The 26,123-nt window shown below is 50.9% G+C and carries 28 protein-coding genes, 1 pseudogene and 1 riboswitch; of the genes and pseudogenes, 9 read left to right on the top strand and 20 right to left on the bottom strand.

All coding sequences use genetic code 11. From position 1 onward, the window contains the following. Positions 1–41 precede the first annotated feature (41 nt). The 7 genes from EQM14_RS08970 to EQM14_RS08940 all read left to right on the top strand — a co-directional run bounded on the left by EQM14_RS08970 (position 42) and on the right by EQM14_RS08940 (position 8,570). Positions 42–455 (top strand): hypothetical protein, encoded by a 414-nt coding sequence (locus EQM14_RS08970; protein WP_128742618.1) that lies wholly within the window; start codon positions 42–44, stop codon positions 453–455. Between the two features lie 2 nt (positions 456–457). Then, complete coding sequence (gene mobP3 / locus EQM14_RS08965) at positions 458–3,241, top strand: MobP3 family relaxase (RefSeq protein ID WP_128742617.1); 2,784 nt, start codon at positions 458–460, stop codon at positions 3,239–3,241. A gap of 163 nt (positions 3,242–3,404) precedes the next feature. After that, positions 3,405–4,838 (top strand): DUF3991 domain-containing protein, encoded by a 1,434-nt coding sequence (locus tag EQM14_RS08960; RefSeq protein WP_128742616.1) that lies wholly within the window; start codon positions 3,405–3,407, stop codon positions 4,836–4,838. Positions 4,839–4,939: 101 nt separating this feature from the next. After that, positions 4,940–5,530: a type IV toxin-antitoxin system AbiEi family antitoxin domain-containing protein gene (locus EQM14_RS08955; protein ID WP_128742615.1), complete on the top strand. Its 591-nt coding sequence runs from the start codon at positions 4,940–4,942 to the stop codon at positions 5,528–5,530. Further along, positions 5,527–6,381 (top strand): nucleotidyl transferase AbiEii/AbiGii toxin family protein, encoded by an 855-nt coding sequence (locus EQM14_RS08950; RefSeq protein ID WP_128742614.1) that lies wholly within the window; start codon positions 5,527–5,529, stop codon positions 6,379–6,381. Before EQM14_RS08955 ends, EQM14_RS08950 begins: the two co-directional genes overlap by 4 nt. A gap of 87 nt (positions 6,382–6,468) precedes the next feature. Further along, positions 6,469–8,286 carry a VirD4-like conjugal transfer protein, CD1115 family gene (locus tag EQM14_RS08945; RefSeq protein ID WP_128742613.1) on the top strand — a complete coding sequence of 606 codons (1,818 nt, stop codon included), beginning with the start codon at positions 6,469–6,471 and terminating at the stop codon, positions 8,284–8,286. Between the two features lie 14 nt (positions 8,287–8,300). Next, positions 8,301–8,570 (top strand): helix-turn-helix domain-containing protein, encoded by a 270-nt coding sequence (locus tag EQM14_RS08940; protein WP_128742612.1) that lies wholly within the window; start codon positions 8,301–8,303, stop codon positions 8,568–8,570. Positions 8,571–8,699: 129 nt separating this feature from the next. Here the strand turns inward: EQM14_RS08940 and EQM14_RS08935 are convergent, their stop codons facing one another. The 17 genes from EQM14_RS08935 to EQM14_RS08860 form a co-directional block, all read right to left on the bottom strand. After that, on the bottom strand, positions 8,700–9,740 hold the full coding sequence (locus EQM14_RS08935) for a recombinase family protein (RefSeq protein WP_243112481.1): 1,041 nt from the start codon (positions 9,738–9,740) through the stop codon (positions 8,700–8,702). Positions 9,741–9,998: 258 nt separating this feature from the next. Next, positions 9,999–10,976, bottom strand: coding sequence for an IS5 family transposase (locus EQM14_RS08930; RefSeq protein WP_442861456.1), 978 nt, complete (start codon positions 10,974–10,976; stop codon positions 9,999–10,001). A gap of 94 nt (positions 10,977–11,070) precedes the next feature. Beyond that, on the bottom strand, positions 11,071–11,226 hold the full coding sequence (locus EQM14_RS16345; RefSeq protein ID WP_164919018.1) for a hypothetical protein: 156 nt from the start codon (positions 11,224–11,226) through the stop codon (positions 11,071–11,073). 11 nt (positions 11,227–11,237) lie between these two features. Beyond that, a complete protein-coding gene (locus EQM14_RS08925; RefSeq protein ID WP_128742610.1) occupies positions 11,238–11,624 on the bottom strand; it encodes a recombinase family protein in 387 nt (128 codons plus the stop codon). A gap of 557 nt (positions 11,625–12,181) precedes the next feature. Continuing rightward, positions 12,182–12,631, bottom strand: coding sequence for a sigma-70 family RNA polymerase sigma factor (locus EQM14_RS08920; protein WP_128742609.1), 450 nt, complete (start codon positions 12,629–12,631; stop codon positions 12,182–12,184). Positions 12,632–13,041: 410 nt separating this feature from the next. After that, positions 13,042–13,133: riboswitch (cyclic di-GMP riboswitch) on the bottom strand. A 95-nt stretch (positions 13,134–13,228) separates the two neighbouring features. Next, positions 13,229–13,498 carry a hypothetical protein gene (locus EQM14_RS08915; protein WP_128742608.1) on the bottom strand — a complete coding sequence of 90 codons (270 nt, stop codon included), beginning with the start codon at positions 13,496–13,498 and terminating at the stop codon, positions 13,229–13,231. Positions 13,499–13,571: 73 nt separating this feature from the next. Continuing rightward, positions 13,572–15,314, bottom strand: a complete 1,743-nt coding sequence (gene arsA / locus EQM14_RS08910) for an arsenical pump-driving ATPase (protein ID WP_128742607.1) — start codon at positions 15,312–15,314, stop codon at positions 13,572–13,574. Positions 15,315–15,457: 143 nt separating this feature from the next. Beyond that, on the bottom strand, positions 15,458–15,850 hold the full coding sequence (arsD, locus tag EQM14_RS08905) for an arsenite efflux transporter metallochaperone ArsD (protein WP_128742606.1): 393 nt from the start codon (positions 15,848–15,850) through the stop codon (positions 15,458–15,460). A 23-nt stretch (positions 15,851–15,873) separates the two neighbouring features. Beyond that, entirely contained in the window at positions 15,874–16,950 is a 1,077-nt protein-coding gene (arsB, locus tag EQM14_RS08900; RefSeq protein WP_175391784.1) for an ACR3 family arsenite efflux transporter, read from the bottom strand. 45 nt (positions 16,951–16,995) lie between these two features. Beyond that, positions 16,996–17,349, bottom strand: a complete 354-nt coding sequence (locus EQM14_RS08895; protein WP_066648731.1) for an ArsR/SmtB family transcription factor — start codon at positions 17,347–17,349, stop codon at positions 16,996–16,998. Positions 17,350–17,382: 33 nt separating this feature from the next. Continuing rightward, positions 17,383–17,619: a hypothetical protein gene (locus EQM14_RS08890; protein ID WP_066648728.1), complete on the bottom strand. Its 237-nt coding sequence runs from the start codon at positions 17,617–17,619 to the stop codon at positions 17,383–17,385. 138 nt (positions 17,620–17,757) lie between these two features. Further along, positions 17,758–19,401, bottom strand: coding sequence for an FAD-dependent oxidoreductase (locus tag EQM14_RS08885; RefSeq protein ID WP_128742605.1), 1,644 nt, complete (start codon positions 19,399–19,401; stop codon positions 17,758–17,760). Continuing rightward, entirely contained in the window at positions 19,389–19,718 is a 330-nt protein-coding gene (locus EQM14_RS08880) for an ArsR/SmtB family transcription factor (protein WP_066648722.1), read from the bottom strand. Before EQM14_RS08880 ends, EQM14_RS08885 begins: the two co-directional genes overlap by 13 nt. Before the next feature lie 178 nt (positions 19,719–19,896). After that, the gene (locus EQM14_RS08875) at positions 19,897–20,355 is read right to left on the bottom strand and encodes a C-GCAxxG-C-C family protein (RefSeq protein ID WP_066648719.1); all 459 of its coding nucleotides are present in this window, start codon (positions 20,353–20,355) and stop codon (positions 19,897–19,899) included. Positions 20,356–20,704: 349 nt separating this feature from the next. Next, the gene (locus EQM14_RS08870) at positions 20,705–21,199 is read right to left on the bottom strand and encodes a GNAT family N-acetyltransferase (RefSeq protein ID WP_066648717.1); all 495 of its coding nucleotides are present in this window, start codon (positions 21,197–21,199) and stop codon (positions 20,705–20,707) included. Positions 21,200–21,213: 14 nt separating this feature from the next. Beyond that, entirely contained in the window at positions 21,214–22,023 is an 810-nt protein-coding gene (arsM, locus tag EQM14_RS08865; RefSeq protein WP_066648714.1) for an arsenite methyltransferase, read from the bottom strand. A gap of 41 nt (positions 22,024–22,064) precedes the next feature. Then, entirely contained in the window at positions 22,065–22,505 is a 441-nt protein-coding gene (locus EQM14_RS08860) for a MarR family winged helix-turn-helix transcriptional regulator (protein WP_066648712.1), read from the bottom strand. 54 nt (positions 22,506–22,559) lie between these two features. Between EQM14_RS08860 and EQM14_RS16875 the strand changes: the two are divergent. Both EQM14_RS16875 and EQM14_RS16670 read left to right on the top strand, forming a co-directional pair. Beyond that, a pseudogene (locus EQM14_RS16875) lies at positions 22,560–22,688 on the top strand (hypothetical protein); the annotation flags it as partial. An 18-nt stretch (positions 22,689–22,706) separates the two neighbouring features. Then, positions 22,707–22,850: a hypothetical protein gene (locus tag EQM14_RS16670; RefSeq protein ID WP_243112480.1), complete on the top strand. Its 144-nt coding sequence runs from the start codon at positions 22,707–22,709 to the stop codon at positions 22,848–22,850. Positions 22,851–23,102: 252 nt separating this feature from the next. Here the strand turns inward: EQM14_RS16670 and EQM14_RS08850 are convergent, their stop codons facing one another. The 3 genes from EQM14_RS08850 to EQM14_RS08840 form a co-directional block, all read right to left on the bottom strand. Continuing rightward, a complete protein-coding gene (locus EQM14_RS08850) occupies positions 23,103–23,861 on the bottom strand; it encodes an ABC transporter permease (protein ID WP_128742604.1) in 759 nt (252 codons plus the stop codon). Continuing rightward, positions 23,858–24,523: an ABC transporter ATP-binding protein gene (locus EQM14_RS08845; protein WP_330545731.1), complete on the bottom strand. Its 666-nt coding sequence runs from the start codon at positions 24,521–24,523 to the stop codon at positions 23,858–23,860. The genes EQM14_RS08850 and EQM14_RS08845 overlap by 4 nt, the downstream gene beginning before the upstream one ends. A gap of 66 nt (positions 24,524–24,589) precedes the next feature. Further along, the gene (locus EQM14_RS08840) at positions 24,590–25,780 is read right to left on the bottom strand and encodes an MFS transporter (protein ID WP_243112479.1); all 1,191 of its coding nucleotides are present in this window, start codon (positions 25,778–25,780) and stop codon (positions 24,590–24,592) included. Between the last annotated feature and the right edge of the window lie 343 nt (positions 25,781–26,123).

The following is a 26,123-nucleotide window of genomic DNA, read 5'->3' as shown; positions in this document are numbered from 1 at the left end:
CCGGAGTTGCGGCCCTTTTTCACAGGAATGGAGGTTTTTGCATGCCGGAAGAAACAAAGAACAAAAAGAAGTTTCCGCTGTGGATGTATCCGGAAACAAGAAAGCTGGTTTCGGACTGGTATCGGCGGGATAACTGCCAGAGCCAGAGTGAATTCATCGAAAAAGCAATCAAATTCTACTGCGGCTATATCTCCGCGGAGGAAGGCGTGCGCTATCTTCCCGCCGCCATCACCACGGCCATGACCGGCATGGTGGACGGCATGGAGAACCGCATGGCCCGTCTGATCTTCAAGCTGGCGGTGGAAATGAGCATGATGATGAATGTCCTCGCCTCCACCGCTGACGTGGACGAAGCCACTCTTCGCCGTCTACGGGGCAAGTGCGTCAGTGACGTGAAGAAATCGGTCGGCACCGTGACCTTCGAGGACGTGGCAAGATTCCAGAAGGGTGAATGACCATGCCCCGGATTATTTTCAAGTGCCGGTATCTGAAAAACGCGGCGGCACACGCGGAAAATCTGGTGACCTATGTGGCAACACGGGAGGGTGTCGAAAAAATCCCGCAGAATAGGCAAAACCTCCCGGCCACAGTCAAGCAGAAGCTGCTTATCACGGACATTCTCGCGCGGTTTCCCGACTCCGACCGGTTGTTTGAATACGAGGACTATCAAAACAGCCCGACCGTGGAAAACGCCTCGGAGCTGATCTCGGCGGCGCTGGATCAGAATCTCGATCAGCTGTCGCACCAGGAGGTCTATGTCAATTATATCGCCACCCGCCCACGCGCCGAAAAGCTTGGTGCCCACGGCCTGTTTTCCGACGAAAATACGCCGCTGGTGCTGTTGCAGGCTGCGGAGGAAGCGGCCCGGCACACCGGAAACATCTGGACGCCGATTATTTCCCTGCGGCGTGAGGACGCCGCCCGGCTCGGCTATGATAACGCCGCCGCTTGGATGGCGCTCCTGCGGAAACAACGGAACATCTTCGCGGAGCAGATGAAGATCACGCCGGAAAATCTCCGCTGGTACGCCGCTTTTCACAACGAAGGCCATCACCCGCATTGCCACATGATCGTCTATTCCGCCGATTCCCGCGAGGGCTATGTCACCAAACCGGCCATCGAAACGATGCGGAGCAGCCTCGCACGGGAAATCTTTCAGCAGGATCTGCTCCAGATTTACTCCGAGCAGACTGTGCGGCGTGATTCTCTGACTGCGGAGAGCCGGGATACCCTGCGGGAGCTGCTGGAGCAGATGGAAGACAGAATCTGCGCAAGCCCGGTTATTGAGGATTTGATGTCCCGGCTGGCGGAGCGGCTGAAGTACACGGCTGGGAAAAAACAGTACGGCTACCTGAAAGCCCCGCTCAAGGAGCTGGTCAATCAAATCGTGGATGAGTTGGCGAAGGACGAACGGGTGGCGGCGGCCTATGCTAAATGGCAGGAGCTCCGCAACGAGGTTCTGCGCACCTATAAGGATCAACTGCCCGAACCCCTGCCGCTTTCCCAGCAGAAGGAGTTCAAACAGATCAAAAACATGGTGATTGCCGAAGCGGTCAGCCTCGGCGACCGCCATGTTACGTTTGAAGGGGATGAGGATGTCGGGCCGTCTTCCGAAGAAGAAAACGGCGCTTTGGAAACGGAACCCAAGCTGCCTTTGCCGGAGCCGCCTGAAATAGTCGTGAATCAGGATGATGTACCGGACGACACTCCGGACGATGCCCCGCCTTCGGATTCCGACAGAACCGCATCGGGTAAGCCTCATATCGCGTGGAATGACCGTTATAAACAGGCCCGCACGTTCCTCTTCGGCAATGATGAGACGGAGCCGGACTTTGAGCAGGCCCTCCGGTTATTTCTGGAGGAAGCGGAGGACGGCAACGTCCTCGCCATGCACGACCTTGGCCGAATGTATGCGGACGGGCTGGGCAGGGAGATCGACACTGGTACGTCTTTCAGTTGGTACGCAAAGGCGCTCTCATCTTTTGAGGACATCGAATCAGAGAAAGAAAACCGGTATGTGGAATACCGGATCGGAAAAATGTACGCGGCGGGGCTCGGTACGGAGCAGGATTACGAGGAAGCGGCCGGATGGTTTGGTGAGGCAGTTTCAAAAAATCATAAGTATGCCCAATATTCCCTTGCCGGGTTGTATTTCCGCGGTCAGGGTGTGAAGCAAAATTATGAAACCGCGTTCAGCCTGTACCTGCGCGCCGCGGTGCAGCACACGCCCTACGCCGATTACGAGCTGGCAAAAATGTACCGGGACGGCATCGGCACAGTGGTCAACAGCGCGGAAGCCGCGCGGCATTTCAAAATCGCATTTCAGGGATTTCAGCAGATGGAGAAACAGAGCCGCGACGATAAGCTCCAGTACCGCCTCGGTCAGATGCTTTATACCGGAACCGGGACGGAAAAGGATGTGGAGGCAGCGCTCGGTTACTTTGAGAAATCCGCTCGGCTTGGTAATGTCCACGCACAGTACATGCTCGGCAGAATCTATCTGGACGCGGACGGCGGTCATGAAAACACGGAGCAGGCCGTCCGGTGGCTGACAAAATCCGCGGATGGCGGAAACGCCCTCGCGCAGTACGCGCTCGGCAAGCTCTGCCGGGATGGAACCCATGTGGAGAAGGATATTTCGAGAGCTATCTCTCTTTTTACGCTGGCCGCGGAACAGGAAAATTCCTACGCAGCCTATGCCCTTGGCAGGCTCTATCTGCAGAACGAGGATATTCCAAAGGATGTGGACGCCGCCGTAAAATGGCTGGAGAAATCCGCAGACCTCGGTAATCAGTTCGCCCAGTATACGCTGGCAAAGCTGTACCTCTCCGGAGAAGATGTCCCGAAGGATATTCCGAAAGTGCTGGAGCTGTTTCAGAAATCGGCGGCGCAGGGAAATTCTCTTGCGCAGTACCGGCTCGGCAGGCTTTATTTGCTGGGCGAAGACGTTCCAAAAGACGTAGAAGCCGCCATTCGCTGGCTGACACTATCTGCAGAGCAAGGCAACATTTACGCGCGGTTTTTTCTCGATCATCCGGACTCTTTCCAAGATCCGCCGCTTTTCCTCGCGGCGACAAGGCTCCTGCACCATCTGAGCCGAATTTTCCGGGAGGAACAGGAGCGGCTTCCCGGAGGTCCGCGCATGCAGGTGGAAAGCAAGCTGCGGCGGAAAATCCGCCAGAAAAAGATTGCCCAAGGCCATGCTCCGGACGATCATGAACAGAAGCTCATCACTTACTAAAAATAAAAGGAGGGTTCCTATGCACAGGCCGTTTGAAAAACCGTGGCAGAAAAATGAAACCCTAATCATGAAAAAGCATATCAGCAGGCCGCCTGTTCGCCAACGGGCGGCCTTTTTCCGTCGCTGCGGAAAGCGCAAGCGCTGACGAGGGAGGAATTCCGGTATGGACTATGTGTATTTCACGGACGAGCAGAAGCAGCGGGCCAACTCCGTGGATCTGGTGGATTTTTTGGAGCGTCAGGGCGAAAAGCTCGTCCGCTCCGGACATGAGTGGCGATGGAAGCGCTATGACAGCGTTACCGTCCAAGGAAACGAATGGTTCCGGCACAGCCGCAAGGAGGGCGGCCATGCCATAGACTTTATGCAGGAGTTCTACGACATGAGCTTTCCCGAAGCGGTGCAGTGGCTCCTGGGCGGCGAGAGCGGCGTGGAATGGAACCAGACGGACAAGAACGCTCCGGCGCCGAAAAAAGAGTTCGCTCTTCCAGATGCCAATCCAGACATGCGGCGGGTATTCGCCTATCTCATCAAACAGCGTTTTATTGATCGTGAGGCGCTGTCCCGGTTCGCCCATGAAAAGCTCATCTATGAGGATAAGCAGTATCACAACGCCGTGTTTGTGGGGCTGGATGAAAACGGGATTGCCCGCCACGCCCACAAGCGCGGCACTTATACCCAGGGAGAACCTTACAAGGGAAACGTGGAGGGCAGCGATCCCCGGTACAGCTTTCACTGGATCGGCAAAAGCGACAGGCTGTTTGTCTTTGAAGCGCCGGTGGATCTGCTGTCCTTTCTTACGCTGCGCCCAAAGGACTGGATGAATCACAGCTACGTCACGCTGGACGGCGTGTCGGAACATGCCATGCTCCGGCAGCTGGAGCTTCACCCGAATCTGCAAAAAGTCATTCTCTGCCTGGACCATGACGAGGCAGGCATCGAAGCCAATTGGCGGCTCCGGGACATTTTGGCAGAACGAGGATATATGGATACTGAAGTCCTGCAATCCGTCTGGAAGGACTGGAACGAGGACTTGAAAGCACGACATGGTATCACCCCCATTCCAGCGTCAGAGCATCCGAAGTTGGCGCTTTTGCCAAAGGTGTGCGAAGGACTTTCTGGCCTGTGCGAAACGCTCGCCCCGCAGAAGGGTCTGCGCGCTTTTCTGGAAGACTGCGCACAGGAACTGGAACCGCTCACCGCATCCGGAAAGGTAACGCCTGAGAATACGGGTACGGCCATGGACTGTCTGGAGTGCATGGCGGCGGGCTCCCTGCTGCTTTTAAAAGACCTGTGCCGGACGATGGAACGGCCCGTGACCGCGGAGCAGCTGGTGCGCAAGCTCCAGTCGGAATACAAGCCCCATGAGGACAGAGGCTGGCTGCGCTCCAGAATGGAGGACATCCGGCGCAATTTGGCGGACATCGGCAGGCAAATCGACACGCCCGGTATCCGAAGCGAGGACGATATGAAACGGCTCTGCCGGTCTTACCTGAGCCTAGCTCTGGATTGTGTCAAGGCCCGAATGTTTGTGAAGCTGGAATCACCCGAGCTGGTTCCGGAACAGGAGCAGGCTGTAAATTTTACGATGATCATGTAGGACGCGCTTCCTCCTAAAATATAATTTTATCTCTTGATTGATTTCGTGCTGAAATGGCGTATAATATTAGCATGAAACAAAATTGAGAGAGGTGATCCTGCGTGTACGCGGAAACCCTGCAATCCCTTTGTGAACAGAGCGGCGGCATCCTGCTCACAAAGGATATTGCCAACGCCGGCGTTCCCAGCAGTTATCTGACGGCATTTCTGAGAGAAGGCAAACTGGAGCGTGCCGGTCATGGCGTGTATATCACGCCGGACGCGATGGAAGATAAAATGTTCACCCTGCAGGTCCGAAAAAACCGACTGATTTATTCTCACGACACCGCCCTGTACCTGCACGACCTGACCGACCGCGATCCGCTTACCTACAGCGTGACGGTGCCGACCGGCTACAACACCAAGCGGCTGACGGAAGAAGGGCTCAACGTGTTTTCCATCAAGCCGGATTTATTCGGCCTGGGAATCACGACGGTCCAGTCTCCCTTTGGCAGACCAATTCGGGCTTACGACGCGGAGCGCGCTCTATGCGATATGCTGCGAAGCCGGCATCAGATGGACGGCGCGCTTTTTCCGGAAGCCCTAAAGCGGTATGTCCGAAAAAAAAATAAAAATATTCCCCTGCTGATGCGGTATGCGGAATCGCTCCGCGTTGACAAACTGCTCCGGCAGTATCTGGAGGTATTGCTATGAAAACATCCCGGCAGCTTAACGCCCTCATCCGGAATATGGCGAAGGACAAAAGCATCAACGCGCAGATCATCCTCCGAAACTTCATGCTGGAGCGTCTGCTGGAACGGATTTCTCTGTCCCCTTACCGGGAGAACCTGATTCTGAAGGGCGGCATGCTGGTTGCGGCCATGGTGGGGCTGGACACCCGCGCCACCATGGACATGGACACCACGCTGAAGGGATACCCGCTGACCGAGGAATCCGTCCGCTCCGTTTTCACGGACATTCTCGCCGTCCCAGTGGAGGATCATGTGACCCTCACGCTGAAAAAGCTGGAGGAAATCCACGACGAAGCGGAATATTCCGGCATTCGCGTCACGCTGGAGATGCTCCTGGACGAAACAAGGCAGACCCTCAAGGTAGACATCACAACCGGCGACCCAATCACACCGGCCGCGGTCGATTATTCCTTTCGGCTGCTGTTCGAAGACCGGAGCATTCAGATCAAGGCATACAATCTGGAAACGGTGCTTGCGGAAAAGCTGGAAACCATCTTTTCCAGAAGTACCGCCAACACCCGCATGAGAGATTTTTATGACGTGTACGTTTTATGGCACACGCGAAAAAACGATATCCGTCTTCCCGTCATGAAGGAAGCGTTTGAGAGAACAGTCAGAAAAAGAGGAAGCGATTTTCTGCTGCGCGGCGGCATTCTGGAAGGTGCGAAGGCGCTGTCCGGCAGCAGGGAAATGAAGGAGCTGTGGACGCGCTATCAGAAAAAGTATTCCTATGCCGATGACATTACCTGGGAGGACACCGTTGCCGCGGCGAAGGAATTGTATGAGAGCGCCATGGTTGTGACAGAAAAGTAGAAAACAGAAATCATACATGAGGAAACCGCCGAAGAGCCTGAAAAACTCTCCGGCGGTTTTTTGCTGCCTAAAGCAAGGAGGTATCGTATGCAAGCATCACAAATTATCACCCTGATCGCCGCCGGACTTACCATGTTCGGCGTGATCGGCTTTTTATCTCTTCTGGCTCATTACTACACCCTGAACGGTATCAAGTCCAAGACCGTGGGCGACGGCCAGCACGGTACGGCACGCTGGGCAACCAAACAGGAAATTAAAAAGACCTATACGGAAGTCCGGTTTGAGCCGGAAAAATGGCGCAAGGGAGAGAACCGGCCTACGGCGCAGGGGTTGGTGGTCGGCTGGCGAAAAGCGTCCCTGTTCGACAAAACGTCTCCCCATGGTTACGCGCTGGTGGATGATGATGACATCCACTGCCTGATGATCGGCGCGGCCGGCGTCGGCAAGACCGCAAATTTCCTCTATCCGAACCTGGAATACGCCTGCGCCTGCGGCATGTCTTTCATCACCACCGACACCAAAGGCGACCTCTACCGCAATTACGCGGGAATCGCAAAGGATTATTACGGCTACCATGTTGCGGTCATCGACTTGCGCAACCCCACCCGCTCGGACGGCAACAACCTGCTCCATCTGGTAAACCGGTACATGGACCTGTATCTCGAAAATCCTGATCATTTGGCGTACAAAGCCAGAGCGGAGAAATACGCCAAAATCACGGCCAAGACCATCATCAACTCCGGGGGCTTCGACACTGCCTCTGCCGGACAGAATGCCTTCTTCTACGACGCGGCCGAAGGTTTGCTGACCTCCGTTATTCTTCTGATTGCCGAATACTGCGAACCGAAGCAGAGGCACATCGTGTCGGTGTTCAAGCTCATTCAGGATCTATTGGCTCCCAGCGGCGTGAAGGGCCGGACGCTTTTCCAGATGCTTCTGGCGCACCTGCCGGACGAGCACAAGACCAAATGGTTCGCCGGTGCCGCGCTCAATACGGCGGAGCAGGCCATGCAGAGCGTCCTGTCCACGGCGCTCTCCCGGCTCAACGCCTTTCTGGATTCCGAGCTGGAGCAGGTGCTGTGCTTCGATACGGCTATTGACGCGGAAAAGTTCTGCACGGAGAAAAGCGCCGTCTTCCTCGTCATGCCGGAGGAAGACAACACAAAGTATTTCATTATCAGCTTGATCGTCCAGCAACTCTACCGGGAGATTCTTTCCGTGGCCGACGAGTACGGTGGCAAGCTGCCGAACCGCGTAATGATGTTTCTCGACGAGATCGGCACCATCCCCAAGATCGAGTCGGCCGAGATGATGTTCTCCGCCAGCCGGTCGCGCCGGGTATCCATTGTCGCCATTATCCAGAGCTTCGCGCAATTGGAGAAAAACTACGGCAAGGAGGGCGCTTCCATCATCATCGACAATTGCCAGGACACCGTGTTCGGCGGCTTTGCCCCCAACAGCGAATCGGCGCAGATTCTCTCAAAAGCCCTTGGCAATCAGACCGTCATGAGCGGCTCCATCAGCCGTGGGAAAAACGATCCCAGCCAGTCCCTGCAGATGATCGAGCGGCCGCTGATGACGCCGGACGAGCTGAAATCCATGCCCAAAGGTCGGTTTATCGTCACGAAGACAGGGGCCTACCCGATGCGTACCCGGCTGAAGCTGTTCCTCGAATGGGGTATCACCTTCGGAAAACCGTATGAGATCGCGGAGCAATCCGCCCGAAAGGTGGAGTATGCGAACCGGCATTCACTCGAGGAAGAAATCATCCGGCGCAATGCCGCGTGCGAAGCCGACCCGGAGGAAAAACCGGAACCCGATTCTCCTGCTTCCGTCGGTATCCAGCACACCCCCGCGTTGGAGCATAAGGCGCCGGAACAGCAAAAGTCCTTGATACGGATATAGCGGGAGGTGATCCTATGAGCTATTTTTCCTCGCTCTATTCCTCGGAACTGCCTCACCGGGCAAGGGCGGTGTACATGTATCTGCGCGACCGTGCCGACCAAGACGGCAAATGTTATCCGGCGATTGGTACCATCGCCAGGGAACTGAAGCTGTCCCGCAGCACCGTCAAACGCGCGATTGCCGACCTTGAAAAAAGCGGTTACCTGCGCAGGGAGCAACGCTGGCGGGAAAATGGCGGCAAGAGCAGCAACATGTTTTATCTGACGAAGGTCGATTCCAGTTAGCGCTGAAAAACGGACATTCCTCCAAGGGAGTAGTCTGTCCATACACTGAACTGTGGTACGGTCCATGGTGAACCATCAGTGAAGGTCCCACTTTAACAGAAAGCTAACGTCAGAGAAAAACAATCTACTCTACGGGAAAGGGCTATCTCCCAAGTAAGAAGATAACCCTTTGACACCCTTTTTTTCACCGTTTGCAAGCCTGACAATTTTGCCGTTGGTGGTTAGGACCAGGCGCCCGCCGCAATGTCCACAGAATACATTTCCGGACAGAAGCGATTGACCTGCGGTGTTTAGCGGAACCGTTCTTTCGTTTTTCTTCTCATTTACCCGCTCAGTCATAAGCCTTTGCGCTAAATCAAAAGTAGAGGGATCAACGATTTGAAGTTTCTCGAACGGCTCTGAGAAAGTGGTGCCACTCCGGAGGACGCCCTTGTATATCACGTTGTGCAGAATCGCGCCTACCGATGCGTCATGCCAATTGGTTCCCTTGCGAGTCTTGATTCCCTTATCATTCAGGAACATGGCAAGCCGCCAGCGTCCGTATCCTGCCGATACGCATAAATTAAACATCATGCGTACTACTTCGGCTTCTTCCTCGTCAATGACCAATTTGTAGACTTCATGCTTGCGCTTGTTGATGATGCCGCTTTTCTCGAGACAATAACCATATGGAGCAGTGCCGCCGCGGAAGCGTCCCTCCTGAACCATCTGTCCAAGAGCAGTTCTGGTTCTGATGGAGGTTTTCTGACTTTCGCCGTCAGCCTGCCAAAAACGGATATAGTTTGTCAAGCGGTCGGTGTGGGACTCAAACCGCTGCTCTCCTTCATTGACGCTCCATACTCTGACACCCTTTTTTACGAACCATTCCACTACAAAGGGAGTTTCATCGGCTTTCCTGCCGAGCCTGTCAAACATAAAAACCAGAAGGATATCAAATTTGCCTTGCTCTGCATGTTCTCTTATGAGCTGGATTTTGTCACGCTGAGCGGCACTGACTTTATAGCCGGAAACGCCGTCTTCCTGTTCTTCATGAACAATGGTCCAGCCCATGCGGTCTGCAAATTCATGGCAGGCTTTGCGCTGCATGGGAATGTCGGCCTGATTCTGTTTATCATGGTCTACCTGCTTTGCGGTAGATACTCTGTATAAACAATAAACTCTTTCAGCCATTTTGTATCCGTCCTCTCATATCGTTGGTGTTTTGTGTGAGAGACCGGACACTTGATTTTATTCAATTGTCAAGGAGCAGTTGGCTTTTTGCCAACGCCATTATCTCACACAAAGCAGGAAAAAGCTATACAAATAGCTGATTTTTCGCATATTGACATTAGGGCAACACCGCGTAACGGCACAAAAAGTCCGCGCCACCTGCCAAATTCAGCAAGCGGCGCGGATTACGCCTGATGTTACGCTTTTGGGCAACTTAAATCAGACCGCCAGACAGGGTCTGTCAGCCAGAATCAGATTTGCCAGCGCAAACAGGATATTCAGTTTGGCGGTCTGTTTTCTCAAACCTCGGTATCGTGTTTTCCGGTACCGGAACAGTCCCTTGACCACGGCGAACACATGCTCAACTTTAGCGCGTACGGATGATTTTTCGTGTTCTCTGCGTTTCAGCTGTGCCTGGGATTTGGTTGAACTCTCCCGCATCTGCGAAGGACGGCGGTTAAGCTTGTACCGAATATGCTTGCCGGAATTGTTTTTGATCGGGGTATCTTCACGTTTTGCGGCTCCGAGATAACCGCTGTCTCCGTATACCACTGTTTCCTCGCCGGTAAGCAGTTGGGACGTCATGGTAACGTCATGGACATTGGCTGCTGTTACCTTAACCGTATGAACCAGCCCGCTGTCCTTGTCGGCACCAATGTGCGCTTTGTACCCGAAGTGCCACTGATTCCCCTTCTTCACCTGATGGGCTTCCGGATCTCGCTGATGCTCCCGGTTCTTTGTGGATGACGGGGCTGAAATGATCGTGGAATCCACGATGGTTCCTTTTTTCAGCAGCAATCCCTTGGTCTGAAGCAGCGACACAACCTGAGTGAACAACTTTTCCTGAAGACCGTTGCGCACCAGAATGTTCCGAAATCGCCCCAGCGTGTCGCCGTCCGGCACCTGATTGCTGGAGTCCACACCGCAAAACTCTGAGAAGGCCCGGCTGTCGATGGCTTCGGAAACGGTCGCCTCGTCCGACAGATTGTACAGGTTTTGCAGCAGATATAGCCGCAGCATCAGTTCCAACGGATAGGGCTTGTTACCGCGCTCTCCTTTGTAATAGCACGGCTTGATCAGAACAATCCATTCATCCCACGGAACAATGCGCTCTATCTGCGCAAGAAATTCTTTTTTCTTTGTCCTCACCTGAGCCAGTTCATCATTCAGGCCGGACAGACTCATTTGCTTATCCATAGTTTCTATTTTAACATGTTTTGCGCATTTACACACGTACGTGTTTTGTGCGGTGTTGCCTTAGAAAAAACCGCCTTTAAATTGTGCTTTGCGTTTATGCTGTCCTAACTACATAAGCATTTATCAAAGCCTTTTTTATGAAATCAGCCGCTTCTTTGTTCGGCTCCGCAGAAAAAAGCAATGTGACAGGTAGTCCATTTACTTGGATTCTTATAGTCTCAGCTCTTGTATCCGGCTGCTTTGCCTTCATAGTGAAGCCTCCTATTCCATGCCCATGGTGAGCTCATGGATTGCATTGATATCTCTGAACAATCTGATTTCTCCTTCCAGCGGTGAATAGAGCTTTATGCCCGACTGCTCCAGCTTCCGGAGAAAATCCAGCGTTTGTGCCGAATCTCTCCCGAGGCGGCTTAGTTGTTTTACCAACAAGACATCCATTCTGTCTTGTTCAGCGGCACGTTCGACTGCAATCAGGCCGGGGCGATTATATTTCAGGCCGCTTCCCAAATCTTCGGAACAGCCAACAATGATGAATCCCAGCTGATCCGCATAGTCATAGAGCTCTTTTTTCTGACCTTTCAGCATGCCGTGGGCATCCTCCGGCGCGTCAATGCGGCAGTACAGCCAAGCTCTTTTTTTCAGTCCCATTATAAAAACCTCCTGTTCCTAAATAATGTGGTTTGACCTCACAAGGGCGCGGCAGGGCGCAATTGTCCTGCCGCGTAGTTTCTAAGGTCAAACGATTTGCTTGTTCTTCATTTCAATTTAATGCTTCTATTCGGCACTGCTTCCCGAAGCGAGGGCGGCAACATAAATGGTTTGCCGGTTAAGCAAACACCATAGGGATTTCACCTCTCCGTGGTTCTCACCGAGCCGCCCCCATTGCGTGATCCCGCTTTCAGGCGGGGCTGTGGCTGGACGGAAGTAGCGTTAGCACTGTCCGTTTCATTGCGAAACAACCCACCACGGGCTGCTTTATAACCGGGCTTTGCCGCTCGTCGCCTTCGATGCCATCGGTTCAACGGATGTCTGTCACCCATCCGCAGGTAGTCTTGGCGCGCCCGTCAATGTCGCTGCCGCTCATCACGGCCGGACAGATCATGTATTTATGCTGCCGGATATGAAATTTTCAAAGAGCAATGAGGGAAGAGTAAAACCCCCTCACTTATTTCCACGTTGAGTGAGGGGGTTGAGCGGATAAATTTTTATTTTCCCATAAGTTTTTTTAATTCCGCCAGGATTTTTACCTTTCTATCGTGAATTGTCCGCTGCGCGATCCCGGTTTCTCTGGATAGCTGGCGCTCGCTCTTATCCATAAAAAAGAGAGCCGTGATCAACTCCTGTTCTTCCGGGGCGAGATGTTTGAGGCAGGCCAGCATTTTCCCGATCAGCACCGTCTTGATCGCGGCATCCTCAACACTTTCAATCTCGGTGACAAACTGTCTGTTTTCCTCCAGAAGCCGCTCGTAGGAGTCCTCCCGGCTTGGAATGTATGTAACGGTCCCACTGCCATAATCAATCCTGCACCGTTCGACTTTGATGTCGTACTGCTGGTATTCCATCAGGCGGTCGCTTTTCTCCAGAACCTCGATAATTTCTTTGCTTACATCGGGATATTTATCCCGGTAATTTGTTTTTCTCCGATACTTTGCCATAAGCTTGTCCTCCATTTCGTGATTGTTGAAATCCGGAAATGAAGAACAAGCGGAGGGGATCGGCAATGTCGATTCGACACGCTTCTACAAAAAGAAAAGAGCTTAAAATCGAAACTGTTCTTTAGCGGTCGAGGCGGGGCTTTTGTTGTCGAAAATAAAAAATCAGCACTTTGCTCGGGACGGCAAAGTGCTGATTTTTGAATATATTCAGTTAATGGAGGCGAGTGTGTACGGGATTCGCCGTCTTTATTTCAACCTCCGGAAAAGGAAGAAGTAAAGAATACTCATGGGTTCCCCTTTCACCAAGGGACATAGCAGAGCCATGAATGATCTTTGTTCAAATTATCCGTCAGAAGCTATAAAAACAATGAAAGCCTGCCCGTAAAAAGGGCAAGCTTTCAAGTGCGACTTCCGGCAGCCAGGCTGTCATAGCGCGCTTTTACGCACTTTAGACCCTATGGCTTTGCGTCCCCATCGTTAAATGGGTTTGCCCTTGGTTTGACTATTTTGTTGTTTTAACATCTTTCGGCTTGTGCTTCCGTATGATAGGCGCACGTGATTTGCAGGGAATGGGGGGATTCCATATTACTGTTTCCATCAACAGCAGCATGACTGATCGTCCTGAATGGTCAGCTCGCCATTTTCAGCTGCAAGTGTCACAGCCTCTGTCCTTGTTTGAGTCTGGTCATCCATCATAACAGGGACCCCGTCAATGGAGACGGACTTCTCGCCTGCTTGCAATTTGATCAGTTCAAATTGCAAGGATGTGCCGCAGCAGGATTGCTGCTGTGATACTTTTAAACAGTCACAATCATTGGAATCAAATGCCGCCTGAATCAAGGATTTTGCTTCTTCTGTAATTTTCATCTTTCATTTCTCCAGTTCTATCATTTTATGATATCTTTATAATGACACAATCGTCCCATTGGAAAGTGTTAGCTTATATTGTCAGCAGTTTATCTCCTTCGATTTCCTCAGCGCTCCATGCAATTACCGCAAAATTTCCCTTGGAATGTTCATCCACCTTGTTGATCCACTCGATTTCGTTGCTCACCTTTGCGGAAAGTATTTGATTCGTTGTACCGGTCCGGTAGAAAGACGAATTGATTACCCACCATTTTGTTTCGATGCTGGCGCGCTTTAAATCTTCCTCCAGGCGCAGTGCTTCATAGACGGGCGTATCCTCAGCCAAAGTCACAATAATGACCTCGGTTTCATCAGAATTGCGGAGGCGCGGCAGAAGCTTCCGTGCGGATTCGGGGATTTCGCCCTGGGAGCGTTTGATCTCCTGATTGTAGCTTTGTGTGGAATCCAGCAGCAAAAGGGTATGCCCTGTCGGAGCGGTATCGATCACGACGGTCTGGTCTTCCGCTTTCTCTACAACTTCGGCAAAAGCCCGGAATACCGCAATTTCCTGCGTACAGGGAGAACGTAAATCCTCCTCGATATAAGCGATATCATCAGCGGACATGGTTTTCTTTGCCTTGGAAAGCACTTCTTCCTGATATTTTTTCAGTTCGGCTTGTTCATCAATATGGCTCATGGTGATGCCGCTGGCCTCGCTGATTACGGATTTCAGGTGCCCGGCCGGGTCCGTCGTAGTCAGATGAACTTTCCTTCCTCTTTTTGAAAGGCCCAGTGCAATTGCGGCCGCAACGGTGGTTTTCCCGACACCGCCTTTCCCCATGGTAAAGATGACCTTTTTATTTGTGCGATACAGATCGTCAATGACATCTTCCAGATGAGGAATCGATTTAGCCCTGACTTTTTCATCGCGGATCTTATACTGATCCTGATCCTGGGTCAGAAAAGCCCTGACATTGTCAATTCCGGTGATGTTATAAGCCCGCAGCGGAATCCGGTATGCGGTCAGTTTTTTCAAGCCTTGCGGGATGTCATGAAGCGCGTCTTGCTGTTTCCGATACAGGCTCTCGGAAACGCTGTCGTCGTAGGAAGTCAGCACGCCGTTGATCACCAGTGTCTGATTGTTGATACCGATCTCCGCCAGTTCCCTGGATGCCCGTTCCGCTTCTTTCAAAGGTGCTTCTTCCGGACGCGAAACAAGAATCAGCGTCGTCTGCTTCCCGTCGGACAAGGTTCTGACGGCTTCTTTATAAACTTCTTTTTTACTTTCCAATCCCGAAAGCTGACCTAAACAGGAAGCTCCATGCGTATTTTCACTGATGAAATTGCTCCAAGCGGACGGCAGTTGCAGCATTCGAAGCGTATGCCCTGTCGGAGCGGTATCGAACAAGATATGATCATAGTCTTTCCGCACCGTTTCATCTGTGATGAATTTTGAAAACTCATTGAAAGCTGCAATCTCGACCGTACACGAACCGGAAAGCTGTTCCTCCATATTTTTAATCACCGCATCAGGCAGCTTGCCGCGATAGGGGCCGATGACACTTTCCCTGTATTCTGCTGCTGCCTGTATGGGATCAAGGTTGGAAACAACCAAATTTGGAACTTCTTTAATCGCTACCCCTTTGTTCGTAAGCTCCGTATGGAAAACGTCCTGCAAATTTGAGGCGGGGTCCGTACTGATTAAAAGCACCTTTTTCCCTTTGTCTGCAAGGGTGACGGCCGTGGCGCATGCTGCCGATGTTTTTCCGACTCCACCCTTTCCCGTGTAAAACAAATATTTCGTCAACCTAATTAATTGTGGATTAAAATTCTCCATGATGATACCTCCAATCTTTTATAAAAAGATAAGGAGCATCCTCGTCCCTTGTGAAAAATTCACACAACTGATTTGGGAAGATGTGCTCCTATCGTCTTGTTAGAAGTGCTAAATCTCTTTCTCAGCAGAAAGTATGAACCAAATCAGCAGCACTTTCCTCCCGAGCAGCCGCATCCGCCTGACCTTCTCGGAGTAACTTTAACGGCCTTCGGCTTTCCGCCGAACAGAGTTTCCGGAACGCCGAGCAGGTTGGCAAATTCTTCATTGGTCGGATACCGGCCTGCAATCACGATTTCTCCATCCAAGACAGTGACGGGCAGCCCTTCAACGCCCTTTGTGTTGATAAAGTGATTGACTGCCTTGTTGTTTACGAACTGCTGCGGAGCATTTGACAGATTGAACCGTTCAACATTGATCCCGTTTTTCTTGAGTGTATTCAGGGCAGTCGAAATCCTGAGAAGTTCGGGGTCCACTCCAACTCCGCAAAGGCCAGTCGAACAGCACATGGCAGGTTCAAAGATTTGCATTTTTTTCATATAAGACATCTCCTAAAATAAAATTAGTTGTTAACGGCAGGTTTAGAATGCCAGCCTTTGTAATACCAGTCTTTGGTTTTCGTAATGATTCTGACAAGCATCAGCATCACAGGGACTTCCGTAAGGACGCCGACGGTGCAGGCCAGCACGACCGGCGAGTTTGGGCCGAACAGCGAGATTGCTACCGCGACTGAAAGTTCAAAGAAGTCGGAAGCGGCAATCAGGGATGCCGGCGCCGCTATATTGTGCGGCTGTTTTGTCCATTTGCACAGCAAATAGGTAAACGTAGAGGAGATAAGATTCTGGAGGATCAGCGGTACGGCGATCATCAGGACATAAAGCGGTTTTTCCAGAAGGATGTTGCCTTGAAATGAGAAAATAATGATCAAAGTCAGCAACAAGCCCAGCGTCGTTACATTGTCAAACTTGGAAACAAATTTTTCATTGAAAGCCGTTTCTCCCATTTTTTTGATCATCGTAACTCGTGTAACAGCACCCCCGACCAAAGGGACTACAACAAAGAGCACGACTGAGAAAATAAGGGTATCCCAAGGGATCTGAACGTTGTTCACGCCGAGCAGGAAGGAAACCAGCGGTACAAACAGGACAAGAATCAGCAGATCATTGACCGAAACCTGTACAAGGGTGTGCGCCGGGTCGCCTTTGGCAAGATTGCTCCAGACAAACACCATCGCTGTGCAGGGAGCCGTCCCCAACAGGACCGCGCCTGTAACAAAATTTTGTGCCAAGTCGGCGGGGATAAAGGCGCTGAATACTATTTTAAGAAAGAGAGTTGCCAGCCCCAGCATCAGGAAAGGTTTGATTACCCAACTGCTCCCGCTCGATATGAGGATACCGAGGGGATGCTTTCCCACGTTTTTGATGGATTGGAAATTGATCTTCAGCATCATGGGATAAATCATGATCCAGATCAGAATCGCGATCGGAATATTCTGCTGCGCGTACTGAAGTTTTTCCAGAAATGCAGGAATTACCGGCAGGAATTTACTGATCAGAATACCTGCCGCCATACAGAGAAGCACCCAAACCGTCAGATACTTCTCAAAGAAACCAATGCCTTGTGTTTTTTCATCACTCATCATAATCGCCCCTAAATATCATACTAAAAAACTTGAATTGTAATCTTAATGTTTCTGTTGTGGAGAAATCGTGTCACATAACTTTTGGCCGCTACACTTTTGATACTCTGCCAGATCAATTTTGTAAGTTGGAAGTTCCCTCAAATGATACTGGAGATACTCCCACAGTTCAGCATGATCCCGTTTGAAGCGGTCGTTGATTCGATAATAAGTCCATTGTGCTTTTTTGAAACTGTCAAGAATTCCGCTATTTTTTAAGGCGGTCAGATGACGTGAAGCATTGGACTGTGTCATTTTCAAGGATGCTTCAATTTCACACACGCACATCTCTCGTTCAAGCAGCAAAGAAAGAATCCGCAGTCGGCTTTCTTCCGACAGGGCTTTGAAAAATTCAACCATTTACAACTCCTTTCCTATGAGCTCCTATGAGCTTTATATGTTTTCTTTTGGCTGGATCGTAACCAAGTCCGAAAATTGCCCATATAAAATACCGTTCATTTTATTTATACTGTAAGAAATATCATCTCTATTTGAAACGCCGTTCGTGTCATTAAAGCTTAAGGAAATATCATCCTTATTTGTAATTCCGTTCATGTTAATAATACTAAAAGAAATATCATCTCTGTATGAAACACCATTGAAGTTGTTAATACTCAAATCGTTTTTCATACCAAAATCCTCCTCCTTTCAGTTAAATAGGATTCACCTTATTACAATTCTTTCATATAAGGCTTTTATACTTGAATGCTCATATACGCATATTATATGTTCTCGTTGACCATTTGTTACAAGAACATAATAACCGATTTATTTCTCTGAATGCATTTTACAATAATGCTTATGTCCTCCGGAGAGGTTATACACTTTTCGAAATCCATCGTTGATCAGGATGTTCTGCGCTGCGTTTCCGGTCACGCCCTTATTGCAGTAGGTAACCGTGATAACGTCCCGATCCAGTGACTCAGCCGTGGCTCTTACTTTGGCGTGGGGGATGCTCTTCGCGGTTTCGATATGTCCCTGTTCATATTGCGCGGCAGCTCTGGCGTCGATCAACGTATAGGGTTTCCCTGACTGCACCAGGGTATCGAGCTCTTGCGCCGTAATCAGCGGCCTGCCCCTGTGAATGGCATTGTCCAGGATCATGCCGGTGTACATCACCGGATCCTTTGTGGTGGAAAACGGTGGGGCATAGGCCAGATCGAGATGGAAAAGATCTTCCACTTTCGCCTTGAAGGTGATCGCTGTCACAAACACGTCGATTCTCTTGTCCACGCCCTCATACCCGACAATCTGGGCACCCAGGAGTCTGCCGCTCACGCGGTCGGCGATTCCCTTGATGACCATTTCCCGGCCGCCCATGTATTCCGGCCTGTTGGGCTTGATGTTGTGGCACACCGCAGTTTGATAGCCCAAAGCAAGCGCTTCACGTTCGGAAAGGCCCGTCTGTGCCACCGTCATACCGAAAATTCGGAAGATTCCCGTCCCGAGAATGCCCCTGAATTCCAGGCTTCCGCCCGTCAAGCTGTCTCCGGCGATTCTGCCGGTCTTGTTAGCCGTAGAACCCAGCGGCCGGTAAACCGGTTTCCCCGTCACCGTATGAAACTGCTCGATGCAGTCGCCGCAGGCATAGATGTCCGGCTGGCTGGTTTGCATCTTCGTGTTCACACGGATCGCACCGGAAACACCGAGTTCAATCCCCGCCGCCTTCGCCAACACTGTGTTGGGGCGGACCCCGGCGGAGATCAGGACCAGATCCGCGGGAATCTCTTTGCCGTCCGATAGGATGACACCGCTTTCCGTGATCTCCACGACAGAAACGGCCGTCAGGACGGGAACGCCGTTCTTTTCGATATGGTCCCGTACATAGACGGCCATATCGCTGTCGAGCCCCGGCGTCACCTGCGGTAATTTTTCCAGCAGGGTCGCCTCCAGGCCGAGCTTTTTCAGATTTTCACACACTTCCAGCCCAATGAAGCCCGTCCCGATGATCGCCGCACGCTTCGGACGGTTTTCATCGATATAAACCTTGATGCGGTTCATGTCGTTGATATTGCGCAGGGTAAAGACATGTCGTCCGTCCGCGCCCTTGATCGGCGGAACAACCGCCTGCGCGCCGGTTGCGATCACCAGCTTGTCATACGAATCGGAAAACACCTCTCCGGTGGTAAGGTTTTTGACTTTCAGAACCTTTTGATCGGGGTTAATCGAGAGCACTTCATGACGGATCAAAATATCCACATTGTATTTACTTTTGAAAAACGCGGGATCGCGTGGGGTGAGTTCGTCTGCGTTTTCGACTTCGCCGCCGATGTAATAGGGCATACCACAGCCGGAATAAGAAATAAAGCTGTCTTTGTCATAGACGACGATTTCGGCGCTTTCGCTGTTCCTTCTCGCTTTTGCCGCCGCAGAAGTTCCGGCGGCAACCGCACCTATGATTATGATTCGCATTTTCCTGCCTCCTCGACATTATTACAGATACAATCCCGATGTTCCGATGTGATTCCGTCCCAGAATTTTTTTATGGCGGAAACCTTTTTGACGTTGATTGTATACCTCATCCAAGCTCCTTCGCGCCTGCCGTTCACAAGGCCGCAATCCGTCAGGATCTTCATGTGGTAGGAAAGAGTAGGCTGCGTGATCTTGAAGGATTCCAGTATGTCACAGGCGCACATTTCGCCGCAGGAAAGCATCTCGACGATCTTCAGCCGCGTTTCGTCGGACAGCGCCTTAAACACCGGGGCATATTCCGCGTGGGAATATCTCATTTTCTGTACACCTCCCAGTTTTGCGCAAGATAGACATGCATCAATTTCATTCAAATTCATCTATATTATATACTTATATCGATGAACGTCAATATGTCGGAGAAAAATTTTTATAAAATAGAACCCAAGGCGGCAAGCTGTTTCTGCGGCCTTGGGTTTAATTTAGTTCAGTTCCAGGTTACCCATTGCTTTTTACTGGTGCTGGCTTACTTTCCCTCTCTAAAATATCAGTTAATATTTCTACAGCACCTCTGACATATTGCTCAAAGAGCTGATGATGCTCCGGTTCTCCCCATTTTACTGATCTCGTCAGCACACGGCAGCAGGTAGCTTTATATCTTTTTTTAAACTCATTATGCAATTCCTGAGTTAAGGAAAACACCTCATCTACATTGCCTTCTGTACTTGTTCTGCCTTTCACGGCGCTTAAAACCATCACTGCACCTGTCAGCGAGCCGCAGCAGCATTTCGACGCACCTAAACCTGCGCCAAATCCGGTTGCCATTTTTATGGCAGTGTCATTCAATCCCAGGCCAAGCTCCTTATTAAAAACCTGAAGAATTGCTTCCGAACAATAGAGCCCATTTCTGAATAGATCAACGGCTTGGGTGGCCAACACTTCTTTTTGTAATGTCATTGCTGTTGCTCCCCTCTAAATTAAAGTAATCAGATATGTAATATATATTATGATACAGTATAAAGTCAATATCGATGATTGTCAATATCTTTAAATCGAAAAATCGAATTTATAAATATTTTTAGAACTGGTAAATGCCTGACAAGAAAAGGAGCTTCACGAATTTTGTTCGTGAAGCCGCCTTCTGACTAATTCGACGATTTCGGAAATCTCCTGCTCCAGCATTCCATCCGGCAATATTCCTCATAATCGGAGTTGCTTTCCCTTGGAGTTACCGCGACGATGATCAGTAAAGTTATGAAAAGAAGAACCATTTTATGCCACTGCTTTCTACTTGAAATAGATTGATTCAGCCAACAGCTTTGCTTCTGCGCTCCATTAAAACGACGTCATGCCATTTTTCATTTGACATCTGTCCTAATCTTTCTCTGAAGCCAAGCTCCCGAAACTCGCATTTCTGATGTAATTCTCGGCTGTGGGTATTTTCTTTGATGATTCCGGCTTGCAAAGACCAGAAACCTTCTTTTTCCGACTGCTGAATTAAATTTTTCAGGAGTTTAGTTCCTATGCCCTGATGTTTATATTCCGGATCGATGTATATGCTGACTTCGGCTACTCCCGCATAGACACATCTGCTGGAGGTTGGGGATAAAGCTGCCCATCCCAAAATCACATCATTGAATCGTGCAACAAAACGGCAGGAATTCAGATGGCTTTGATCCCACTCCTTCCAGCTTGGAACGTCTCTTTGGAAAGTTGCGATCCCGGTTTTGATGCCTGCCGAATAGATGGTAGAAACCTGAGGCCAGTCGGCCGGTTCCATCTTCTCAATCGTAAAGTCCATTTCAAAGCCTTTCTCTATTTATATGCCTTTACATGTGCGCCCGCAAAAGCACCGTCCAAGGCATCTTCGTTTAGGTGGGAGTAAATCTCACCAAGTTCCTTTTCTTCCGCAATACTTCGGATGATTTCTTTTGTATAGATATTGACAGGCGTAATTTCTACGTTTGTAAAGCCGACTTTTTTCAGAATTCGTTCATATTCTGCGACGCTCAATGCCCCGGAAATGCAGCCGACCCACATTTGGACGCTTTTGCGAATCTCATCCGGAACGGCTTTCAGTTCAACAATATCAGCAATCGCAAGTCTTCCGCCCTTTTTCAAGACCCGATAAGCCTCTCTCAGAGCGACTTCCTTGTTCTCAGTCAGGTTGATTACACAGTTCGATGTAACAACGTCAACAGATTCGTCTGGCAGTGGAATATTCTCAATGTATCCTTTAATAAATTCAACATTTTTCGCGCCGATCTTCTCCTTATTGCGATTCGCCAGTTCCAGCATTTCGTCGGTCATATCCAATCCATAGGCTTTGCCTGTTTCGCCCACAAATTTTGCGGAAATCAGCACGTCTATCCCGCCGCCGCTGCCCAAATCCAGCACCGTTTCACCCTTTTGCAGGTTTGCAAGGGCAACCGGATTCGCGCAGCCCAACGAGGCCCGGATCGCTTCTTCCGGCAATCCGGCAACATATTCTACGGAATACAGATCATTCGATATATCACCGCAGCAAGACCCGCCACCGCAACAGGAACTTTTTGCGGTTTCAGACACTTTTTTTGCAATATCGCCGTAATGCTCCTTGATTTCTTCCCGAATGTTCTTCGACATAAAGATAGCCTCCTTAAAATTAGCAATAAAATCATTTCCGATTAACAGCATTTGTTGCGTTGCGCCGCGTCCGCCAGGAGCTTCAAGCTTTCCAGCACCTGACTTCTTTTATCCTCTGGAATGGAACCGAATATCCCTTTGTAGTAGCTCTCCATGCTTTTTTCAATATTCCGGAATACATCTTTGCCCTTTTCTGTCAACTGAATTGTAACATATCTCCTGTTTTCAGCATCCAGTTCCCGCACCGCTAAATCCGCTTCCACAAGGTTATTGACAGTCCGGCTCATGGTACTTTTGTCCACGCCCAATAAGTCGGCAAGGTCCACCAGTGATATTTTTTCTTTCCGGCCAATTTCGACAATGGCGTGACATTGCGTGATCGTAACGCCGCAGCAAGAGGCATCGCCTTTTTCCAGGATGCCTAAGTTCCTTACAAGCACCCGGATCAGCTCTCTCAGGATTGCGCTCCCTTGGTCAATCATTTCATCACCTCGTGCATATTCTATCATACAACAGTTGTATATTGCAATAGTTAAATAAAAATATTTGCCTACGTTGGGGGTAGGGAGTGGGGGCCAGCTTGCTACCTCTGCCGGCAAAAGACTATCTGCGGCGGCGTCCGGCGTTTTTCGGAAGAAGACCTGGAGTGGCTTGGTCTGGTTTTTTGCCTGAAAAACACCGGAATGCCAATCAAAAAGATCAGGGAATTCGTCGATCTGAGCCGCAGGGCGGAGCAGACTCTGCCTCAGCGCTGCGAAATTCTAATGGCACATAAAAGGGATGTGGAAGGTCGCATCGCCTCCATGAAAAGCAATTGGCCAAAGTGAACCAGAAAATTCAATGTTTCAGTTCCCAGTCCAAGGCTTTCTGTGTCAGCGGTAAAACCCAAAGGCCGTTGGTTTAAATTCTGCCTCCGCAACCAAACAGAAGGGGCTGTTGCAAAATGGCCCCTTTTCCTATGTCCGGGGCAAAGGCGAAAAATTGCTTTTTGCCCTATACCCGGCAAAAAGCGGCCCTTTTGCGGCGATTCTGCCCCACACGCTGGAGCAGTCCGCGAGGGGCCGTTTATTTTAAAAGCGCTATAGCAGTTGCTTTCTCTCATTGAAGAAGGTCCGGTAAGAGAGAAAGCAGGCCATAAATGAGGAAATCGCCGTCGTAGACAGCAGCATGAATGTCACCATGATCTGGTACCGGATCGCCATGAGAGGAGATGTGCCGGCAAGGATCAGCCCAGACATCATGCCGGGAAGGGAGACGATTCCCAGCGTCTTCGTGGAGTCGATGGTGGGAACCATCCCCGTGCGGATCGAGTCCCGGAGAATATCCATCGAAGCCGGAAGAAGGTCCGCGCCCAGCGAAAGCTTGATTTCCACTTCGCTCCTCCGGCTTTTGAAATTGCCGGTGAGCTGCCGGTAGCACAGGCCGATGGCGACCATGGCGTTGCTGATGATCATGCCGCTGATCGGAATGATCTGGTTCGCCTCGTACCGCACTGCGCCGGAGAGGACCAGGACGGAAAGCGTGGCGCCTGCGCCGACCAAAATGGAAAGGAAAGAAATCAGAATCCCGTTTTTGATCCCTTTTCCCCGCTTGGCCGCATTCAAGGCCGCGTTGAAGGTCATGAAGAGCACAATCAGCGTCGTGACGGCCGGGTTGCGGAGTCCGAAGATAAACTGAAGGACATATCCCACCGCAAAGAGCTGGATGACTGCCCGGATCACGCTGATGAGGGTCTCTTTTTCCAGCCTGAGTTTCTGAAAATAGGAAAACAGCAGGGAGACGAGAACTAACGAAGACGCCATCAGAAGAGAGACGTCGCTGATATTCGCACCGTTCATTTGATTTCCTCCGATGATTGAATTCGGCCGTTTTCCAGAGTCAGCAGCCGGTCGGCGTATTTCCGGCTCTGGGCATCGTTGTGGGTGACCCACAGGACCGTGACGCCCTTCCGGTTCATCCGCAGAATTTCCTTTTCAACCAGCTCCGCGTTCTCGGCGTCGAGCGCGGAAGTCACTTCGTCCAGCAGCAAAATCTCCGGCTCGAAAAGCAGCGTGCGGACCAGGGAAATCCTTTGTTTTTCCCCTCCCGACAGCCCTTTGACCTCATGCGAAAGATAGCTTTCGTCCAGATGGAAGCGGGCGAGCAGCGAAACGATTTTTTCCCGGTCGATCTTCCGGTCCCTGACGCGGTAGGGAAACGCGACGTTGTCTTCCACCGTATTCCCCCAGAGGACCGGCTCCTGAAAACAGTAGCTGATTTTTTTCCGCAGCCCGATCGGGTCTTCCTGAAGCATATCCTTCCCATGGAAGAAGATTTTTCCTTCCGTCGGACTGATCAGATGGCAGCACAGCCGTAAAAAGGTGCTTTTTCCGCTTCCGGAAGGGCCGACAATGGAGACAAAGTCGCCGGCTGAAAACTGTGCCGAGACGTCTTTGAGAATTTCTTTTCCGCCCTGTCGGTAGAAAACATCCCGGAATGTGAGCTGTTCCAACTCTTTCACCTCAAGATCAAGATTTTCTGCGGCGGCAGCGGCCGCTTTTTCTGAAGATTCTTTTCCGTTCCAGTTTCAAACCGAACGGCTCATCGCTTTCCGCCCTTTCCCGGAGCGGAGGATGACGGCGATCAGCAGTGCGGAGACGATGCCCAGAACGCCGCCGAACCAGAACGGCGCGTCGGAGCCCCAGACATTCCACATCCCGCCGGCGATCATGGAGGAGAACAGGAGGCCGAAGCCCTGCAGCATGCCGTAGATGCCGAGCACGGTTCCCTTATATTCCGCCGGCGACGCTTCCGCGATCAAGGCCCGTTCCGCTCCGCTGATAAAAGCGGTATAAACGCCGTAGGCGACAAACAGAATCAGCAGGGAGACTTTCGAGGTCAGCAGGGCAAACCCCAGATAGACCAGTCCGTAGATCAGATAACCGGGAACCAGAATCCTGCTTCTGCCGAACCGGTCCGACAGCCGGCCGGCCGGGATCGCCAGGATCGACGCGGAAACGTTGAAAATCAGATAGAGCAGCATCACCTCGGAGGTGGAAAATCCGCGCGACTGCGCCTTGAGCAGCAGAAAGGCGTTGGAAGAGTTGCCGAGACAGAAAAGGAAGATAACGGCAAAATACCATTTCAGCCTTGCGTCCAGTTTCAGGCCCCGAAAGACCAGCCTCCGTTGTTTTTGGACGGCACCTTTTTCTTCCCGGATCAGCGGAATGATTGCCACGGCGACGACGCCCGGAATGACGGACCAGAGGAACGCCGGGCGATATTTCATTCCGAAGGCGATAAACAGAAAAGCAAAAAGGGCCCCGAGGGAAGACCCCGCCATATCGAGCATCTTATGTAAACCGAAGGAACCGCCCAGTTTCCCTTTTTCACTCGACTGCGCCACCAGGGCGTCGCGCGGGGCGGTCCGGATCCCCTTGCCGGTGCGGTCGATCACCCGCGCCGCCAGCACGCCGCCCCACGAGCCGGCTATCAGAAGGACGAACTTATAGAGCACCGAGGCGGAATACCCGAGGAAAGCCAACCGTTTTTTATTTTGATATCGGTCCCCGATGTAGCCGCTCGCCACTTTCAGAAGGGAAGCGACGCTTTCCGCAACGCCTTCGATCACGCCGACGATGGCCGGCGTCGCCCCGAGAACCGCCGTCAGGTACAGAGGAATGATCGGGTAGATCATTTCCGTACTCATATCCATAAAAAAGCTTACCAGCCCGATCAGAAAAATATTGGAAACAATCATTGTCTTTTTTTTCGACAAAACAAACGCCTCCCCGTATTTATGACACTCTGTCAAAAAGCCGACCGCGCCGGCACAATCCGCCGTCATGCCGCCGTGAAAACAGAGAATTACAAATTTATCTTATGATAGCGCAGATATGGAATAAAGTCAACACAGAACGGAATATAATCATATGATAAGCGTACTTAGTGCCAACATCAATTACAATAGTGGAAAATTGAAAGAGCAAAGCCGACTTGTCCGCCGAAGATGCCGGAAAGGCGTTGGAAAAGATTAAAAATACCGCCAGATTACCGTTAAGTTCTTTCATAATGAATTTAATTTCCGTTCGGCTTGCCATCTTAGGTTGGAAGTATTATAA

The organism is Caproiciproducens sp. NJN-50 (genome assembly GCF_004103755.1).
GTDB lineage: Bacteria > Bacillota > Clostridia > Oscillospirales > Acutalibacteraceae > Caproicibacter.
The sequence above is the reverse complement of the archived record's forward strand: the minus strand, read 5'-3'. Positions and strand labels throughout refer to the sequence as shown.

Bases quoted from the DNA above. Each gene is read 5' to 3' on its own strand.
- EQM14_RS08970 (WP_128742618.1), top strand. From the start codon at position 42: ATGCCGGAAGAAACAAAGAACAAAAAGAAGTTTCCGCTGTGGATGTAT.
- mobP3 (WP_128742617.1), top strand. From the start codon at position 458: ATGCCCCGGATTATTTTCAAGTGCCGGTATCTGAAAAACGCGGCGGCA.
- EQM14_RS08960 (WP_128742616.1), top strand. From the start codon at position 3,405: ATGGACTATGTGTATTTCACGGACGAGCAGAAGCAGCGGGCCAACTCC.
- EQM14_RS08950 (WP_128742614.1), top strand. From the start codon at position 5,527: ATGAAAACATCCCGGCAGCTTAACGCCCTCATCCGGAATATGGCGAAG.
- EQM14_RS08945 (WP_128742613.1), top strand. From the start codon at position 6,469: ATGCAAGCATCACAAATTATCACCCTGATCGCCGCCGGACTTACCATG.
- EQM14_RS08940 (WP_128742612.1), top strand. From the start codon at position 8,301: ATGAGCTATTTTTCCTCGCTCTATTCCTCGGAACTGCCTCACCGGGCA.
- EQM14_RS08935 (WP_243112481.1), bottom strand. From the start codon at position 9,740: ATGGCTGAAAGAGTTTATTGTTTATACAGAGTATCTACCGCAAAGCAG.
- EQM14_RS08930 (WP_442861456.1), bottom strand. From the start codon at position 10,976: ATGGATAAGCAAATGAGTCTGTCCGGCCTGAATGATGAACTGGCTCAG.
- EQM14_RS16345 (WP_164919018.1), bottom strand. From the start codon at position 11,226: ATGAAGGCAAAGCAGCCGGATACAAGAGCTGAGACTATAAGAATCCAA.
- EQM14_RS08925 (WP_128742610.1), bottom strand. From the start codon at position 11,624: ATGGGACTGAAAAAAAGAGCTTGGCTGTACTGCCGCATTGACGCGCCG.
- EQM14_RS08920 (WP_128742609.1), bottom strand. From the start codon at position 12,631: ATGGCAAAGTATCGGAGAAAAACAAATTACCGGGATAAATATCCCGAT.
- EQM14_RS08915 (WP_128742608.1), bottom strand. From the start codon at position 13,498: ATGAAAATTACAGAAGAAGCAAAATCCTTGATTCAGGCGGCATTTGAT.
- arsA (WP_128742607.1), bottom strand. From the start codon at position 15,314: ATGGAGAATTTTAATCCACAATTAATTAGGTTGACGAAATATTTGTTT.
- arsD (WP_128742606.1), bottom strand. From the start codon at position 15,850: ATGAAAAAAATGCAAATCTTTGAACCTGCCATGTGCTGTTCGACTGGC.
- arsB (WP_175391784.1), bottom strand. From the start codon at position 16,950: ATGAGTGATGAAAAAACACAAGGCATTGGTTTCTTTGAGAAGTATCTG.
- EQM14_RS08895 (WP_066648731.1), bottom strand. From the start codon at position 17,349: ATGGTTGAATTTTTCAAAGCCCTGTCGGAAGAAAGCCGACTGCGGATT.
- EQM14_RS08890 (WP_066648728.1), bottom strand. From the start codon at position 17,619: ATGAAAAACGATTTGAGTATTAACAACTTCAATGGTGTTTCATACAGA.
- EQM14_RS08885 (WP_128742605.1), bottom strand. From the start codon at position 19,401: ATGCGAATCATAATCATAGGTGCGGTTGCCGCCGGAACTTCTGCGGCG.
- EQM14_RS08880 (WP_066648722.1), bottom strand. From the start codon at position 19,718: ATGAGATATTCCCACGCGGAATATGCCCCGGTGTTTAAGGCGCTGTCC.
- EQM14_RS08875 (WP_066648719.1), bottom strand. From the start codon at position 20,355: ATGACATTACAAAAAGAAGTGTTGGCCACCCAAGCCGTTGATCTATTC.
- EQM14_RS08870 (WP_066648717.1), bottom strand. From the start codon at position 21,199: ATGGACTTTACGATTGAGAAGATGGAACCGGCCGACTGGCCTCAGGTT.
- arsM (WP_066648714.1), bottom strand. From the start codon at position 22,023: ATGTCGAAGAACATTCGGGAAGAAATCAAGGAGCATTACGGCGATATT.
- EQM14_RS08860 (WP_066648712.1), bottom strand. From the start codon at position 22,505: ATGATTGACCAAGGGAGCGCAATCCTGAGAGAGCTGATCCGGGTGCTT.
- EQM14_RS16670 (WP_243112480.1), top strand. From the start codon at position 22,707: ATGCCAATCAAAAAGATCAGGGAATTCGTCGATCTGAGCCGCAGGGCG.
- EQM14_RS08850 (WP_128742604.1), bottom strand. From the start codon at position 23,861: ATGAACGGTGCGAATATCAGCGACGTCTCTCTTCTGATGGCGTCTTCG.